This is a genomic window from Anaeromicropila herbilytica, from assembly GCF_016591975.1.
GTDB lineage: Bacteria > Bacillota > Clostridia > Lachnospirales > Lachnospiraceae > Anaeromicropila > Anaeromicropila herbilytica.
This window is the reverse complement of the sequence record NZ_AP024169.1, coordinates 4,646,329-4,664,313: the sequence shown is the minus strand read 5'-3', so window position 1 is coordinate 4,664,313 and position 17,985 is coordinate 4,646,329. Positions and strand designations below refer to the sequence as shown.

At 36.1% G+C, this 17,985-nt stretch carries 12 protein-coding genes; 9 read left to right on the top strand and 3 right to left on the bottom strand.

The window, feature by feature from the left end; all coding sequences use genetic code 11:
- Positions 1-103 precede the first annotated feature (103 nt).
- The 3 genes from bsdtb5_RS19775 (at position 104) to bsdtb5_RS19765 (ending at position 4,028) form a co-directional block, all read left to right on the top strand.
- On the top strand, positions 104-1,381 hold the full coding sequence (locus tag bsdtb5_RS19775) for a sugar ABC transporter substrate-binding protein (RefSeq protein WP_271713674.1): 1,278 nt from the start codon (positions 104-106) through the stop codon (positions 1,379-1,381).
- 263 nt (positions 1,382-1,644) lie between these two features.
- Complete coding sequence (locus bsdtb5_RS19770) at positions 1,645-3,366, top strand: glycoside hydrolase family 13 protein (RefSeq protein WP_271713673.1); 1,722 nt, start codon at positions 1,645-1,647, stop codon at positions 3,364-3,366.
- 2 nt (positions 3,367-3,368) lie between these two features.
- Complete coding sequence (locus bsdtb5_RS19765) at positions 3,369-4,028, top strand: starch-binding protein (RefSeq protein ID WP_271713672.1); 660 nt, start codon at positions 3,369-3,371, stop codon at positions 4,026-4,028.
- A 248-nt stretch (positions 4,029-4,276) separates the two neighbouring features.
- On the opposite strand, the gene bsdtb5_RS19760 is transcribed toward bsdtb5_RS19765, so the two are convergent.
- Positions 4,277-5,194, bottom strand: coding sequence for a LacI family DNA-binding transcriptional regulator (locus tag bsdtb5_RS19760; RefSeq protein WP_271713671.1), 918 nt, complete (start codon positions 5,192-5,194; stop codon positions 4,277-4,279).
- 448 nt (positions 5,195-5,642) lie between these two features.
- Here bsdtb5_RS19760 and uvrB point away from each other — a divergent pair, with 448 nt between their 5' ends.
- The 6 genes from uvrB (at position 5,643) to guaA (ending at position 15,554) form a co-directional block, all read left to right on the top strand.
- Positions 5,643-7,625: an excinuclease ABC subunit UvrB gene (gene uvrB, locus bsdtb5_RS19755; RefSeq protein ID WP_271713670.1), complete on the top strand. Its 1,983-nt coding sequence runs from the start codon at positions 5,643-5,645 to the stop codon at positions 7,623-7,625.
- Between the two features lie 778 nt (positions 7,626-8,403).
- Positions 8,404-11,250 (top strand): excinuclease ABC subunit UvrA, encoded by a 2,847-nt coding sequence (gene uvrA / locus bsdtb5_RS19750; RefSeq protein ID WP_271713669.1) that lies wholly within the window; start codon positions 8,404-8,406, stop codon positions 11,248-11,250.
- Positions 11,251-11,559: 309 nt separating this feature from the next.
- A complete protein-coding gene (yfbR, locus tag bsdtb5_RS19745) occupies positions 11,560-12,147 on the top strand; it encodes a 5'-deoxynucleotidase (protein WP_271713668.1) in 588 nt (195 codons plus the stop codon).
- A 75-nt stretch (positions 12,148-12,222) separates the two neighbouring features.
- A complete protein-coding gene (locus tag bsdtb5_RS19740; RefSeq protein ID WP_271713667.1) occupies positions 12,223-12,585 on the top strand; it encodes a VOC family protein in 363 nt (120 codons plus the stop codon).
- Between the two features lie 438 nt (positions 12,586-13,023).
- The gene (locus tag bsdtb5_RS19735) at positions 13,024-13,476 is read left to right on the top strand and encodes a GNAT family N-acetyltransferase (RefSeq protein ID WP_271713666.1); all 453 of its coding nucleotides are present in this window, start codon (positions 13,024-13,026) and stop codon (positions 13,474-13,476) included.
- A 536-nt stretch (positions 13,477-14,012) separates the two neighbouring features.
- Positions 14,013-15,554 (top strand): glutamine-hydrolyzing GMP synthase, encoded by a 1,542-nt coding sequence (gene guaA, locus bsdtb5_RS19730; RefSeq protein WP_271713665.1) that lies wholly within the window; start codon positions 14,013-14,015, stop codon positions 15,552-15,554.
- A 177-nt stretch (positions 15,555-15,731) separates the two neighbouring features.
- On the opposite strand, the gene bsdtb5_RS19725 is transcribed toward guaA, so the two are convergent.
- Positions 15,732-16,961: a site-specific integrase gene (locus bsdtb5_RS19725; RefSeq protein WP_271713664.1), complete on the bottom strand. Its 1,230-nt coding sequence runs from the start codon at positions 16,959-16,961 to the stop codon at positions 15,732-15,734.
- Positions 16,962-17,156: 195 nt separating this feature from the next.
- On the bottom strand, positions 17,157-17,825 hold the full coding sequence (locus tag bsdtb5_RS19720) for a helix-turn-helix domain-containing protein (protein ID WP_271713663.1): 669 nt from the start codon (positions 17,823-17,825) through the stop codon (positions 17,157-17,159).
- Positions 17,826-17,985: the final 160 nt, after the last annotated feature.

Below are 17,985 nucleotides of genomic sequence, written 5' to 3'. Positions count from 1 at the left end.
GGGAGTTTGAGCAAATGATTAGGATGTCAAAATTTTTCTAGTACTAAAACAAGATATTTGATGCCCTAACCAGTAAATAAAAAATGAAAAAGAGGATGGGTTTATGAAAAAAAATTGGAGTAAGAAAGTACTTGCATTATTCATTATTCTTGTAATGATTAGTAGTTTAATTGGTTGTAAAAAGAAGCTTCCAAAAGAGGAAGAAGTATTTACTGGAAGTGGTGCTGCGACAGTGGATGAGATGGTTCCAGAGAAGGGCGCAAAATTAGTGTTCTGGACTGGTAATAAGGAATATGGTGAGGCAATAGCAAAAGCTTTTAAAGAAAAATATGGTATATCTGTGTCTGTTGCTCAAGAAGGGATGGGTACTGTAGATAAGATTGCATTAAGTGGTCCATCCGGGGAAGGCGCGGACGTATTTGTTACCTCACATGATAATTTCCAAAAAGGATTATCATCAGGAGTATTTATGCAATTAGAAGACGTAGTTGCGAACGATGTTAAGAGTAAGATACCAGAGTCTGGTATTAATACAGTAATGAATGACGGAAAAATGTACGGTATACCAGTATCAATTGAAGTAAATTGTTTATTCTACAATAAAGATTTAGTGAAGACCCCAGCAACGACATTTGAAGAGATTATCGAGGGTGCTAAAACTTTTAATGATCCTAAGAATAATATATTCAACTTCTTATGCCCAATTGGAGATGCATATAATGAATATCCATTCCTTGCATCACAAGGGTTCCAACTATTTGGACCAAAGGGTGATAATGAAGATGAACCAGGATTCGATACAGATGAATTCGAAAAAGGGTTAGAAGTTGTAGCTTCATTACATGACATAATGCCAATATCCGCAGCTGATCTTAGTAATAAGAGTTCTGTAAAGGCTAGTTTTATGGAAGGAAAGGTAGCATATTATGTCTCAGGCCCTTGGGATGTATCACAGATTAAGAAAAGTGGTATGAACTTTGGTATCACAACGTTACCTACTTATCAAGGAAAACCTTTAAGACCATTTGCGGGAGTACAATGTGCCTATATTTCAACCTTTACGAAATATCCAATCGCTTCTGAGTTATTTGCTCATTTCTTAATAAGTGATGAGGGTGCAAGTATCCTATACAAAGAATATGATGGAATTACTACTATTAGTAACATTGATAATGTAGAGGGATTAGCTGAAGATCCATATCTTCCAGCCTTTGTTAAACAGTTTGAGAACTCAGTACCAATGCCTAGTGTACCTAGAATGTCATATTTTTGGTCTATCATGCAGGATATAGACCGCGCAGTATTTGATGGCAAATTATCACCTGCGGAAGCAAGAAAGAAAACAATTGAGAACTGGAAAGCTCTACTAGCAACGGAGTAGCAGAGGTTAGTCAAAAGTCTTGAGTTAGTTACTGAGTGTATATTGCTGTATAATTATGAATTTTGGCTACCTTTCCTTCAAGTAATATATTTTTTACAAGCCTCAGGACAAGTGAAAATACTCACTCACGTTTCTATTTTCACTTTGAGTCTTGACAAAATATAAACATTACTTTCAGCCGGACTACGCCAAAATTAATAATTATACATCAATATACACCTGTAGGTTAAAAAGACTTTTGACAAATGCAGAAAGGAGAATACATGAACAGAGAAGCACTATATCATTGCCCGAAGAGCAATTATGCATATCCATATACAACAAAAGATATAAGAATACGATTTCGGACAGCGAAGGATGATGTGAAGGAGGTAAGGCTCTTTTACGGAGTAAAATTTGACTGGGCGAATAAGACATATCGAGCGATGGAGAAGATTGGTTCCGATGAATACTTTGATTATTATCAGTATAATATTCAGCAAGATGATATTCGGTTAGGGTATTACTTTGAAGTAATTACAGAGGAGGAGGATTTTTTCTATACGGAAGCAGGAATGTTAGATGCTTTCGATGACAGCCTGGCACACTGTTTATTCTTCCAATACCCAAGCGCACATGAGGTGGATATTCCACACAAACCAAGTTGGTATAGTGATGCAATATTCTATCAGATATTTGTGGAGCGCTTTGCGAACGGAAATCCAGATATCTCGCCAGATAGGACGGTTCCATGGGAATCAGATCCTACACCGAAGTCTTTCTATGGCGGAGATCTAGAAGGAATCACAAGCAATCTATCTTATCTAGAAGAGCTTGGGGTGAATGCAATCTATCTTACCCCAATCTTTGAGTCAATATCGAATCATAAATATGATACGATTGATTACTATCAGATTGATCCACACTTTGGAAGCAAAGAAGATTTTCGCGAGCTTGTTACGAAAGCGCATGAGAAAGGGATTCGAATTATTCTAGATGCCGTATTTAACCATTGCAGTGAGCATTTTGCTCCATTTCAAGATGTAATAAAAAACGGTGAGAATTCAAGGTATAAAGATTGGTTCTTGATAAAGGAATTTCCGGTTAATAAAGAGGAGCCAAATTACGAGATGTTTGCAAGTGTACCATATATGCCTAGATTGAATACAGCTAATAAGGAAGTAAGGGAGTATCTATTTGATGTGGTTCGTTACTGGACCAAAGAGTATGATATTGATGGCTGGAGACTAGATGTGGCTGATGAACCTGATCATTGCTTTTGGAGAGAATTCAGAAAAGTGGTAAAGGAAATAGATAAAGACCTAATTATTATTGGGGAGGTCTGGCATGATTCTTTTCCTTGGTTACAAGGAGATCAATTCGATACCGTGATGAATTACCCGATTACAAATCAAGCAATTCATTATTTTGCAAAAGGCGATATTGATGCTAGGGGTTTCTCAGATGCACTTATGATGCAATTAATGAAATATCCAGATAGAATGAATGAGATGATGTTTAATCTACTAGATAGTCATGATACGGAAAGATTCCTTTATATGTGTAATGAGAATAAGCAAAGTCTCATGAATGCAGCAGCTTTTCTATTTGGATATCTAGGCTCTCCATGTGTGTACTATGGAACTGAGATTGGATTAACAGGGGGATATGATCCAGGTTGCAGAAAGGGATTCAATTGGAATACAGAAGAATGGGATACTGAGGTACATAATTTCTATATGAAGCTAATACAGATTCGAAAGACAGAGAAAGCGTTGCGATATGGATTGGTTACATTTCTTAGTTCCAATGATCTTTTTATTATGAAACGAAGCTATGAGGAAACCGATATCTACGTGGTAATTAATCAAACAGGACATTCGGGGAAATTACCTAAGAACGTAATTCCATCTAATCATACCGACTTATTATGTAGTCAGATGATGAAAGGAAATGAAATAATGCCTTATACGGCGCACTATTTTAAAATTAGTAAAGGAGAATGAGTATGAAAAAAGGATTGGGAAGGTATGTCAGTTATGTATTGGTATTGGTTTGCGTAGTAGTAGGTTGTCTATTACCAGGGGATAGGATAAAGGCGGAGGATACAAAGTCAGAGACAACCACGGATGCATCAGCTGGAACTAAAGTTTATTACTATAATGCAAATAAATGGGATAAAGTATGTGCATGGGCTTGGACAATGGCAGATCAGGTGAATCTTGCAACTAATGCTTGGCCAGGCGATGAAATGACGGATGAAGGTAATGGTTGGTATTCCTATGTAGTTCCAGGTGATAAAGCATTTGGTATCTTATTTGGAAATGGGAAAGATCAGACTGCAGACTGCAAAGACCTTCAAACAGGACAGACATATTGGTTTACAAATGGTGGTGAAGATGTAGCTAATGATTCTGGAATGGGCGGTGGAGTTACTATCGTTGCTGCAACTAAGGCAGAAGCTGGATGGCCAGAAGGACCTGCAGCTGAGTCAAAAGATACAAAGAGTGAGGATAAAGATAAGGGTAGTACAAAGGATGACAAAGATAGTAGCACAGAAAAAGAAAGCGATAATACCGTATTATATGTTGTAATTGCTGCTGTTGTAGTCGTTGCTGTAGGAGCAACAGGTGTTGTTATTGCGAGAAAGAAAAAAGGAAATAAGTAGTATTATTTTAAAGGTTAGACAATAGGAGCTATATTAGTAAAAGAAGGAGTAAGCTTTCAGAGTACTCCTTCTTTTTGACGGTTAGATTGGATAATCTTAAAACCGCTTACACTAATAATCATTATGAGAAACATGATTAATTCGTTATGAAATAGAGGAGATATTTTTATCAAATATTATCATAGATTCTTTATGTAATAGCATGGTTTATATTTATTTAAAATTTTATTGCTTAAATAAGATTCACATTACTCCTCATCAGGTTTTAACAAGTGTTGGTTACAAGGAGTAGCCACATAGGTAAGGCGAAGGAGTTGTTCTAAAGTCTTCACAGCTGTGATGGCTTTTGTTTTGTTCTTAATTGGTATTGTCATGGTATCAGGTAATAGAAGTTTTGATTTATCAAGGGAAGTCACTACAACAATGTGGTCATTGCGAATGTAGCGTTCTACTTCGAGACCAAGAATCTCACCAAGAATAATTCCTTTTTTGTTCTGATGTTGAAGGAGGAATTTACGCAAATCATTTTTCATGTCATTTACAAATATATTGTCTGGATGAATGGTATTCGTAATGATATCTTTCAGTTCTTCATTTAAGATATCTTCCATTACTAAAAAGATATCTTCGGATTGTAGCATTCGTTTTGCCTTGGATATTATATATTCATAATCGGGGTATATCTTACAGAAAAGAGGATCGTTAATCTCACAGTCAAGGAATATGATTGGAACATAATATTTGGAAGTGACTCGTCTGACTTCTTCGGAGCGGATATCAATAATGAAGGCAGCATCAAGAGAGCGCTTTGATATGATGTCTGCTTCCTCTTCTAATGCTTTGGTTGTAGCGATGATTGTGTCATATCCTAACAAAGCGAGTTGCATTTGTAGTTCGATGGCTAGATCATAATAAAGCATTTTCTTACTGGGAGCATTTCTTTTATTCCAATTAATAATGATGCCAATAAGATTACTCTTTGAATGAGTTAAGTATCGATTGACATTTGGAGCATAGTTTAATTTCTTGGCTGCTTCTAATACCTTGATGCGTGTGTCGTGCTTGATATGTTCTTTTTCTGAATTGTTAATTACATATGAAACGGTGGCAACTGATACACCACATAAGTCTGCGATATCTTGCATAGTTGCTTTCTTTTTTGCCATGATGCACCTCCAGATAATATTTCCAATTGTATTTTATCATCTCACAATTGGAAAAGCAACTGAGTTACACACAAGAACAAACATTCGAATTTTATTGATTTTAAAAATTGATTATGATATAATGACAAGATAATGGAAAGTAAAGTCAATAAGAAAATTCATATCTCAAATGTAACAGTATAAGTGCAGCGAATACTTGATAAATTCAGATGGTGGACTACATAGATTACCATAATTAATATACATTTAACCTGAATTTATCAAGTATATGATAGATTTTTAAATGAGAAGTTTGAGCTGTAATATAATTGGCAAGTATTCTAATAGGACTTGAGAAAAGGTAGCCAATATTGATGATACATAGTGATAATAATATACACTCTGTATCATAAGTAAGGTTTGGGCTATCGAATGATTGATAATGATATAAGATTGAGAGGATGGTATTATGGGAAGATTTCAATTGGTTTCAGAATTTGCACCTACGGGTGATCAACCAGAAGCAATAGCAGAACTAGTAAAGGGCTTTCAAGAAGGAAATCAATTTGAGACTTTATTAGGAGTAACTGGATCGGGTAAGACATTTACTATGGCTAATGTAATTCAACAAATCGATAGGCCAACTTTAATTATTGCCCATAATAAGACTCTTGCAGCTCAGTTATATGGAGAGTTTAAAGAGTTCTTTCCACACAATGCGGTCGAGTATTTTGTAAGTTATTATGATTACTATCAACCAGAAGCATATGTACCTTCAACCGATACTTACATCGAGAAAGATTCTGCAATTAATGACGAGATTGATAAATTAAGGCATTCAGCAACAGCAGCTCTTGCAGAAAGAGAAGATGTTATTATTATTGCCAGCGTATCTTGTATCTATGGTCTGGGTTCTCCAATTGATTATCAGAACATGGTACTGTCTCTGAGACCAGGTATGGAGAAGGATAGAGATGCAGTATTACGTAAGTTGGTGGATATTCAATATTCAAGAAATGATATGGATTTTAAACGCGGAAGTTTTCGTGTTAGAGGAGATGTCCTAGAGATATTTCCTGCGTCATCAGCAGATACAGCAGTCCGCGTTGAATTCTTCGGTGATGAGATTGATCGAATTACAGAGATTGATGTACTCACTGGAGAGATAAAGTGTAGCTTAGAACATATTGCGATATTCCCAGCATCCCATTATGTAGTGCCACCAGACAAAATAGAAGGTGCAATTAAGACAATCGAAGCGGAACTAGAAGAGCGAGTAAAGTATTTTAAGAGTGAGGACAAGTTACTAGAGGCACAACGTATCTCAGAGAGAACGAATTTTGATATTGAGATGCTAAGAGAGACTGGTTTCTGTTCTGGAATTGAGAATTATTCTAGGCATATGGCGGGGTTAGAGCCAGGTAGTACGCCTCATACTTTGATGGATTATTTTCCAGATGATTATCTAATTATTGTGGATGAGTCCCATATTACTATACCGCAGGTAAGGGGTATGTATGCTGGTGACCAGGCGAGAAAGAGCACTCTAGTTGACTTTGGATTCCGATTACCATCTGCAAAGGATAATAGACCACTTAACTTTGGAGAGTTCGAGAGCAAGATCGATAAGATGATGTTTGTATCCGCGACTCCATCCGTATATGAAAATGAACATGAACTTCTTCGAGTAGAGCAGATTATTCGTCCGACTGGATTATTAGATCCTGAGATTACGGTAAAACCAGTGGAAGGTCAGATTGATGACTTGATTGGTGAAGTGAATAAAGAAGTAGCCAAAAAGAATAAGATATTGATTACAACCCTTACAAAACGAATGGCAGAAGACCTTACGAACTATATGAGAGAAGTAGGAATTCGTGTGCGATACTTACACTCTGATATAGATACATTGGAACGTTCCGAAATTATACGAGATATGCGACTCGATGTATTTGATGTCTTGGTCGGAATCAATCTACTACGAGAAGGACTTGATATACCTGAGATTACATTAGTTGCGATCCTGGATGCGGATAAAGAAGGTTTTCTTCGTTCTGAGACTTCCTTGATTCAGACGGTTGGTCGTGCTGCGAGAAACTCAGACGGTCGCGTAATTATGTATGCGGATAAAATGACAGATTCTATGAACAGAGCAATCTCGGAGACAAATCGAAGAAGAGCAATTCAGAACCAATATAATGAAGAGCATGGAATTACACCAACAACAATTAAGAAAGCAGTACGTGATCTAATCAGTATCTCCAAGAAAGCAACCAAAGAGACTTATAGTATGGAGAAAGATCCAGAATCTATGAGTAAGAAGGAGTTAGAAGCAGTCGTTAAGACATTGTCCAAAGAAATGCATACGGCTGCGGCTGAACTGAACTTCGAATTGGCGGCAGAATTAAGAGATAAATTAGTAGCGTTAAAGAAGCAGTTAAATAATCTGTAGATCTATAACATGAGTTGCCCGACAAATGACCTGTTTGGGAGACAGTCTAGGCAATTTGCACAAAACAGAAAAACTCATGCTTCATTGAGTATGTATAAGAAGTTCTAGTTCTCAGATCATAGTGTGAAAAAGAAAATTTTCACACCCCTTGATTGTTACATCGCCATAGGCGATAGAGGGGAGCTTTTGTGTAAAACATATGCTAGGACAGATAACTCCCTTCGTTCAGACAGATCTGTCCTAGCATATTACACGAAATGATCCGAGAACAAGATCTTCTAATACATATTCAAAGGCGCATTCATTTTTTCTGTTTTGTGCAAATTGCCAGGCAAGATTTTGAAACAGGTCATTTATCGGTCAACTCATAAAATAGAGTTAAGGTGCACATACAATTCGATAAGTATAGAGATTGTGAACAGAATGTGTGGAATATAGAAGCTTATTGTGGGTAACTACTTATAGATTAAGTCATTCTGTTGATAGATGTTACGTAAGATGTAATGAAAGACGTAAGCAAAGATTGATATTATAGAGATAATCGATTATCGTAAGAATTGAGTAGGACTGGCTATTAGCAACAATTGATAGAAAGAATAGAGCAGATAGACAGTTTTCAACAATTATAAATATGAATAAAAGATAGATAATTAGTAACAATTAAATTTAATATAAATGATAGCAAAGTATTGTTAAGAGTAGGAAGGTTACACAACCGCTAATATTGATAGGACGCGATAAGATTACCATTACCTACAGATACATGCGAGGAGATAAGATGGCAGAGAAGAAGAATTATATTAAAATCAGAGGTGCAAAAGAGCATAACCTTAAGAATGTTACATTAAATATTCCTAGAGATGAATTTGTTGTATTAACTGGACTTAGTGGTTCGGGTAAGTCTTCCTTGGCTTTTGATACAATCTATGCTGAGGGACAGAGAAGATACATGGAATCGTTGTCTTCCTATGCAAGACAATTCCTAGGTCAGATGGAGAAACCAAATGTAGAGAGTATCGAAGGATTATCTCCAGCAATATCAATTGATCAGAAGTCAACGAATCGAAACCCAAGATCAACGGTTGGAACGGTAACTGAGATCTATGATTATTTTCGTCTATTATACGCAAGAATTGGTATACCACATTGTCCAAAGTGTGGGAAAGAGATTAAGAAGCAGACAGTAGATCAGATGGTAGATGAGATTATGAAACTACCAGAGAGAACAAAGATTCAATTACTGGCGCCTGTTGTTCGAGGACGAAAAGGCGAACATGTTAAACTATTCGAACAAGCCAGAAAAAGCGGATATGTTAGAGTTATGGTAGATGGTAATCTATATGAATTATCTGAAGAGATTAAGCTAGATAAGAATAAGAAGCATAATATTGAGATTATTATAGACCGTCTTGTAGTCAAAGAAGGAATTGAACAAAGATTATCGGATTCTATCGAAAGTGTATTAAAGTTATCCGAGGGTTTATTAGTTGTGGATGTTATCGATGGTGAGACAATTAATTTTAGCCAAAGCTTCTCTTGTCCAGACTGTGGAATAAGCATTGATGAGATGGAACCTAGAATATTCTCCTTCAATAATCCATTTGGTGCTTGTCCAGATTGTTATGGAATTGGTGTTAAGATGGAATTTGATCCAGAGCTTATGATCCCAGATCAGAATCTTAGCATTGCAGGAGGTGCCATTGTTGTACTAGGTTGGCAATCAGCAACAGATAAATCAAGCTATACAAGAGCAATTCTTGATGCATTAGCAAAAGAGTATAAATTTGACCTGGATACGCCTTATAAGGATCTTCCAGACAAGATTAAAGATATCATTCTTCACGGAACCGACGGAAAAGAAGTTAAAGTATATTATAAAGGACAACGTGGAGAAGGTGTTTACGATGTTGCATTCGAAGGACTGATACGAAATGTGGAGAGAAGATATCGTGAGACAGGATCAGATTCCACGAAGCAAGAATATGAGACTTTCATGAGAACAACACCATGTAAAGCTTGTGGTGGTAAGCGACTTAAAAAAGAAGCCTTAGCAGTTACAGTAGGAGATAAGAATATCTCTGATGTTACGGAATATTCTATTCGTGATCTTGCAGTATTTATGAATCAACTTACACTAACACCTATGCAAGCAAAGATCGGTGAATTAATATTAAAAGAGATTAAAGCTCGTATTGGATTCCTTATTGATGTAGGTCTTGATTACTTAACTTTAGCGAGAGCGACTGGATCGTTATCAGGTGGAGAAGCGCAAAGAATTCGTCTTGCTACTCAGATTGGATCTGGACTAGTAGGAGTAGCTTATATTCTAGATGAACCGAGTATCGGTCTCCACCAAAGAGATAATGATAAATTACTCCGAACTTTGAATAACTTAAAAGAGCTTGGTAATACGCTGATTGTTGTAGAACATGATGAAGATACTATGTTTGCCGCAGATCATATTATTGATATAGGCCCTGGAGCAGGAGAACACGGTGGTGAAGTAATTGCAGAAGGTACAGCCGAAGAGATTATGGCGAATCCTAATTCAATTACTGGAGCATATCTAAGTGGAAGAATTCAGATTCCAGTTCCAAAAGAACGTAGAGAACCTACAGGTTATATTACGATAAAGGGAGCCAAAGAAAATAACCTTAAGAATGTGACAGTAGATATTCCACTTGGCATTATGACTTGTATCACTGGTGTATCTGGATCTGGTAAAAGCTCATTAATCAACGAAATCTTATATAAGAGATTAGCAAGAGATCTGAACAGAGCAAGATATGTTCCTGGAAAACATGATGATATTATTGGAATTGATAAGTTAGATAAAGTAATCAATATTGACCAATCACCAATTGGACGTACTCCAAGATCGAATCCAGCAACGTATACCGGAGTATTTGATCAGATACGTGACCTCTTTGCAGCAACTCCAGATGCGAAAGCGAAAGGATTCCAAAAAGGAAGATTCAGCTTCAACATCAAAGGTGGACGATGTGAAGCATGTAGTGGTGACGGTATTATCAAGATAGAGATGAACTTCTTGCCAGATGTATATGTTCCATGTGAAGTATGTAACGGAAAGCGCTATAACCGTGAAACACTGGAAGTAAAATATAAAGGAAAAAGTATCTATGATGTTCTAGATATGACGGTAGAAGAAGCACTTAAATTCTTTGAAAATATGCCATCCATTCGTAGAAAGATAGAGACTCTATATGATGTAGGGTTATCCTATATTCGTCTTGGACAACCTTCTACAACCTTATCCGGTGGTGAAGCACAGAGAATTAAGCTTGCTACCGAACTAAGTAAGAGAAGTACTGGAAAGACAATCTATATACTAGATGAGCCTACGACAGGTCTACATTTTGCTGATGTTCATAAGCTAATTGAGATCTTACGCAAATTATCCGATGGTGGTAACACTGTAGTTGTAATCGAACATAATCTAGACGTCATTAAGACAGCAGATTATATCATCGATATCGGTCCAGAAGGTGGAGATAAAGGTGGTACGGTTGTTGCAAAAGGTACTCCAGAAGAGATCGTAAAAGTGAAGAAATCTTATACTGGTGCATATGTGAAGAGATACCTTGATAAAGAAAAAGAAAAATAAGATAATTGAGAGAATATAAGTGTAATTCGAGGGTCAAAAGCCTTTTTTAACATACGTTGTGTATATTGATGTGTAATTATTAATTTTGGCGTAATCCGGCTGAAAGTATCGTTTATATTTTGTCAAGACTCAAATTGAAAAAGCTTACGTGAGTAAGGTTTTTCAATTGTTTTGAGGCTTATAAAAAATATGATACTTAAAGGAAAGGTAGCCAAAATTCATAATTATACAGCAAGATACACTTAGTAAACTAAAATAAGGCTTTTGAATCTCGAATCCAAGTTATGAATAGAAAGGGAGTCAACCGTTATGAAGAACAGTTTCTTTGCTATGATGTCTCGTATGAAATATATTGAGAGATGGTCCTTAATGCGTAATTCAAGACAAGAAAATGTGAGCGAGCATTCCCTTGAAGTAAGTATGATTGCACATGGGTTAGCAGTCATAGCCAATCGAAGATTGGATAAGCATGTTAATGTTGAGAGAACTGCAATGATAGCCATGTATCATGATTCTTCTGAGATTATCACTGGAGATATGCCAACCCCAATTAAATATGCCAATGAGGACATAGTAACAGCCTTCAAGCAGATAGAGCATTTGGCAGCAAATGAATTATTAGAACTTCTACCATCTGACCTTAGGGAGGATTACCGTGATATCTTCTTCCCGGGAGAAGAAGATGCTTATGTATGGAAATTAGTAAAAGCAGCTGATAAACTATCTGCATTGATGAAATGTATTGAAGAAAGCCAAAGTGGGAATAAAGAATTCGTCAGTGCACAAGCAACGATCATGGATGAGCTTGAAAGAATGGAATTAGAAGAGGTGAAGATATTCCTAGATACTTTTATTCCTGCATTCTATCATACTTTGGATGAGCTTAGAAAAGGGTAACACTTTGTGTTGGAGCGGATATAAGTATCGGATCAGGGGAATTGGATATATCGAAGAAATATGGGGTGAACTTACATGAATTTATCTTTTAATCTTAAATCCTTATATATATGTGTCAAAGACATGGATCGGGCAATTGACTTTTATGAAAGACTATTGGATCAGAAAGTAACAGAGCGAAGTGAAATCTATAGTGTATTCGATATTCAAGGCTTTCGATATGGACTCTTTGCAAACGATAAAATGAATGAACCGAAACGCTGGGGAAATAACTGTTTACCTAGTTTGGAGGTAAATGATATGGAGCGTCTATTGAAGAAACTAGAGGAATTGCATTGTGATATTGTATTTCCTTTAACGGTGATTGGGGATAATAAAGTATTAGAGTTCACGGATAGTGAAGGAAATGATATTGAGGCGACTTGTCCTGTGAGATAGATAGATTGGGTAAGGAAAGCTAATAATTGGGTCGTATTAGAAGTTAAGTAGATATTGTTTTAGCTTATCAAAAGTATAAAACAATTTTAAATTAGTGATTGAAGCTTTAGTCTAGGTAAATTATTAATATTGGATTGTATATAAAGCAAGATATAACTAGGTATAAGTATGCTAGTTATATCTTGTTTTTGTTGTTTTGGATTAAGCCCTATTTAAGTTCCTGTAAAGAAGCTAGAATGCAGCTCCTCGGATGATATTGCTTATACTATTTAACAGTTTTATATAGAATGATAATTAGGATGATAAATAAGAGGATAAATAGGATAATAAATAAAATGACAATATAATAAACATTAAAAACGGTGGATTTTATTGAAGCGTAATCTTATACTATAAAACTATAGAGGATTAAAAGAACATGAAAGGGTGGTAAACATTATGAGTGAGATCAGCATAGAAATAGAAGATATTGAATCTGCCGAAGCAAGTAAATTAATTGATGAATTGTCAGAGCAATTAGAACGTATTACAGGAAATAACGGTAAAGGAAGCTTTGATTCTTCGGATATGAAGAACCAGAGAGCAGCATTTGTGATTGCAAGAATAGATGGTGATGCAGTTGGTTGTGGAGGATTCCGTGAGTTATCAGACGAAACAGCAGAGATTAAGAGAATGTATGCAAGAACAAGATCGATAGGAACAGGAAAAAAGATTTTAAAGTTCATAGAAGAGCTGGCCAAAGATTATGGATATCATAGAACGGTGCTAGAGACAAGAAGTTGCAATCAAAATGCGGTTGATTTTTACTTAAGTCAAGGTTATGTTGTCATAAATAATTATGGTAAATATGTAAATAGAGAAGAAGCGATTTGCTTTCAAAAGAAGTTATAGATATTGATGCAAGCTGTCTCATAGAAAAGAATAATGTTGAAAAAGAATCATATGAAAAAGAATCCTATAGAGTAGTTTATTTAGAAAGTAAACCGACTTCTATTACAAAGATTGAGAATAATAAATATAGAAATAATTTATGCACATAGAAACTAACTACACATATAGAGACGAATAATGCACAAAAAATTACGAGTTCTAAAGTAGGAATGTGGATTAAATGGGGTTACTTTCACATAGTTGTGGAAAGATATTTGTTATTAAGCTTTCTTTGTGGATAGAATGAGTGTGCCAAGGTACATCCTAGTTATTAATAAAATGAATAAAATGTGGATTAAATACAAAAAAAATTAATAAATTACAAAAAACCTAAGCAATATCGTTAAAAAAATATTTTAGGCTAGTTATATAAGAGAAAATGTTGTAGAATATAGCTATTATCAAAATGAGAGTAAGCTTTACGATGCTAGAATCGTCCTAATATCGTAGAATCTTACCCATAAGAAAATACAAATAACAATCAGGAGGAAATTTACGTGAATAAAGAAACGGTTATCATACTTGATTTTGGTGGTCAGTATAATCAGTTAATTGCCAGAAGAGTAAGAGAATGTAACGTATATTGCGAAGTTTTGCCATTCAATACAAGTCTTGAGAAGATTAAAGAAATAGCGCCTAAGGGAATCATCTTTACAGGTGGACCAGCAAGCGTATATGGAGAGGACTCTCCACAAGTAGAAAAGGAAATCTTCGAACTTGGAATTCCAGTATTAGCAATCTGCTATGGTTCACAATTAATGATGCATCTTCTTGGAGGAAAAGTAACCAAAGCGCCAGTTAGAGAATATGGAAAGACTGAGGTAGAAGTTGAAGTTACATCCAAATTATTTAAAGATGTATCAAAACTTACAACTTGCTTAATGAGCCATACAGATTACATCGAAAAACTTGCAGATGGCTTCAAGGTTATTGCAAAATCAGATTCTTGCCCAGTAGCAGCTTTGGAGAAACCAGAACAGAATCTTTATGCCGTACAGTTTCATCCAGAAGTTAACCATACAGCAGAAGGTACGAAGATGCTTCACAACTTCTTATATGAAGTATGTAACTGCAAAGGTGACTGGAAGATGGATTCATTTACAGAAGAGTCAATAAAAGCAGTTCGTGAAAAAGTTGGTGACGGAAAAGTTCTATGTGCATTATCAGGTGGAGTAGATTCCTCTGTTGCAGCCGTATTATTATCAAGAGCTATTGGTAAACAACTTACTTGTGTATTCGTAGATCACGGTCTTCTTCGTAAAAATGAAGGCGATGAAGTAGAAGCAGTATTCGGTCCAGAAGGTCCATACGATCTGAACTTCATCCGTGTAAATGCCCAAGATAGATTCTATGAGAAATTAAAAGGCGTAGAAGAACCAGAAGCAAAGAGAAAGATCATCGGTGAAGAATTCATTCGTGTATTCGAAGAAGAAGCTAAGAAAATCGGAAAAGTTGACTTCTTAGTACAAGGAACGATCTACCCAGACGTTATCGAAAGTGGTCTTGGTAAGAGTGCCGTAATCAAATCTCACCACAACGTAGGAGGGCTTCCTGACTATGTTGATTTCAAAGAAATCATCGAACCACTTCGTCTTCTATTCAAAGATGAAGTAAGAAAAGTTGGTCTTGAACTAAATATTCCAGAATACTTAGTATTCAGACAACCATTCCCAGGCCCAGGTCTTGGAATTCGTATCATCGGAGATGTAACAGCAGAAAAAGTTCGTATTGTTCAAGATGCTGATTTTATCTATAGAGAAGAGATTGCAAAAGCTGGTGTTGATAAAGAAATCGGACAGTATTTTGCAGCACTTACTAACATGCGTTCCGTTGGTGTAATGGGTGATGAGAGAACTTATGATTATGCCATTGCATTAAGAGCAGTAACAACAAGTGACTTCATGACGGCAGAATCTGCAGAACTTCCTTGGGAAGTACTTGGTAAGGTTACTACTAGAATCGTGAATGAAGTTAAGGGAGTTAATAGAGTAATGTACGATTGTACGGGAAAACCACCTGCTACGATTGAGTTTGAATAGCAGCAACGAGTCTGGGAAGCCTTATAAACAGGGCTTTCCCGGACTTTTCTTTTGTCTCTGCTACTACTTTGCTACTAACCGCAACTATCCTTTTTCCTAGTTCTTATGTGGCTTATAGTAGAATTTAGTGACAATACAGCACATGTTTTTATAGCATGGCTGATATTAAAGTTGATATTAAACAATGTTTCGAATTGGCATTTGGATTACTTTTCCAGGTGCCTTTTCTTTTGGAATTGGACCAACTGGTGTTGGTGGAAAATTAGCTGTTGCTGTTTCTTCCATACTATCTTCAAAGATGTCCAGTGAAAAGATATCATCTGGTGAAGGCGGTGTAGGAATTGCTTTTTCACCTAGATTTTGGAGATTATCAACCAATTCTTTCTGTTTATGTGGAAACATATGCGAGTAAGTGTTCAATGTTGTGGATACTTTCTCATGTCCCAGTCTGTCAGCAATTACAAGTGCATCGTAGCCCTCATTGATAAGAAGGGAAGCGTGCGAGTGCCTAACGTCATGAATTCGTATTTTCTTTACACCAGAAGCTTTGGAACCTCGTTTCATTTCATGTGCAAGAAATGATTTGGTAAAAGGGAATAATCTGCTCTTGGGATCAAGCATATACTGTTTGCCCATATAATCCTTTACTTCCTGAAATAGAAAGTCTGGGATAGGAACGGTACGTTTGCTTTTCTTGGTCTTTGGAGTAGTAATGACATCTTTTCCTTTGCTTCGGGAGTAGGTCTTGTTAATACGAATACTCTTTTCAGTAAGACTAATATCTTCCGCTGTTAGAGCCAGCAATTCACCTTCTCGAATACCAGTCCAATATAATATTTCAAAACACATATACGATACAGGCTTATCTTTGATTGCGTCTCGAAAAGCAAGAAATTCATCCAGCGTCCAGAATTCCATTTCTTCGGCATTGCTCTTTCCCATGCTTCCTGCTTTACCGCAAGGATCAGTATTAAGGTCATAAAAGCGTTTGGCATAATTCATAATGCAGCTAAGCTGATTATTGATGGACTTAAGATATGTGTCTTTGTACTCATGAGAGTCTCGCATAATCTGTGTCTGCCATCTTCGTATGTCCGTAGCCTTAATCTCATTGATTGGCATTTTGCCAAAGTAGGGAAGAATCTTTGTTTCGTAAATATTCTTCTTGTGTTGGATACTGCTTTCTTTTAACCTGCCTGACATATCTTCTATATAAATCTCATATAGAGCTTGGAAGGTCATATCAGGATTGGCGGATTGCTTTTCCAGAAAGTCTCGTTCGAATGCAAGTGCTTCCTTCTTGGTGGCGAAGCCTCGTTTCCACTTTTGTCTGTTGTTGCCTTGCCAGTCCTTGTAATAGAACTTGGCATACCATTTACCAGTTTTGTTGTCTTTGTAAGCTGGCATAAGAATCATCTCCTTTATCTAATTGTGTAGTGTTTGCGGACTGACAGAACATCAGTTTTGCAATGCATTTATCTAAAGGCTATGATATAATCTACTTGTCTAGGGTGATTATAATAGCCGTTTAGGTTAGATCACTTCAGCTCTGGTGTGTTTCCTTTTTGCAGAAGGAATGTATCACTGGAGCTTTTTTATTTCCTATTTTTCCTTATCCACTTCTGTTGCAAATGGATTTTTCCAACGATATACTTGATTGCCCAGTTCCGATGTGTATTCTTCTAAGTCTGGTCTTTCGAACATAGGAGTTAGAGGACTAGAGGTATAGTAGGCTATGGTTTCGGCTTGCCAATCCATATATCGATCAATACTTAACTTCCCCCGATATAACTGATCCATTTTTGTCTTCCAGTTTTCTAAAAATAGGCAAAAGTCCATGTCATATTTACTTTTCCCTTTTCCATCAACGGAGATGGAAGCTTTCCATTCTTTATCTTCCGGTGGCTTTGCAATATCAAGTTTCATGCTAAAATCGTACGTTTCTTGAATTTTAAATAATACATTAATTACATCTGCAAAGGATTCTAACATGTATTTATTTCTATAGGAATTTCTTCCATCAATTCCAACATTCTTGCCATCTTGATGATCTGGCGTAGATAGTAATTCTCGAAAATCTATATCCAGTGCAATAGCAATATCTTTAATAATAGACATTGAAAAATCAGTTTGACCAGATTCGTAATTTTGTACAGTTCGCTCTGTTTTATCAATCAATTCAGCTAGTTGTTTCTGGCTGATTTTTTTTTCTTTTCTTTTTTTCTTGATAGCAGCTGCGATTTGTTCTGAAGATAGTGCTTGTGACGCCATTGTATTCACTCCTTTACACGAAATTTATTTACATAAAAAGTACTATTTACAACTTTGTGAAAAGTATATAACAAATTAACACGAAAGTCAAGTTCGTGTTTTGGAAGAAAATCTATTGACAACACGAAATGAATGAAATATACTGTTAACACGAAAACAA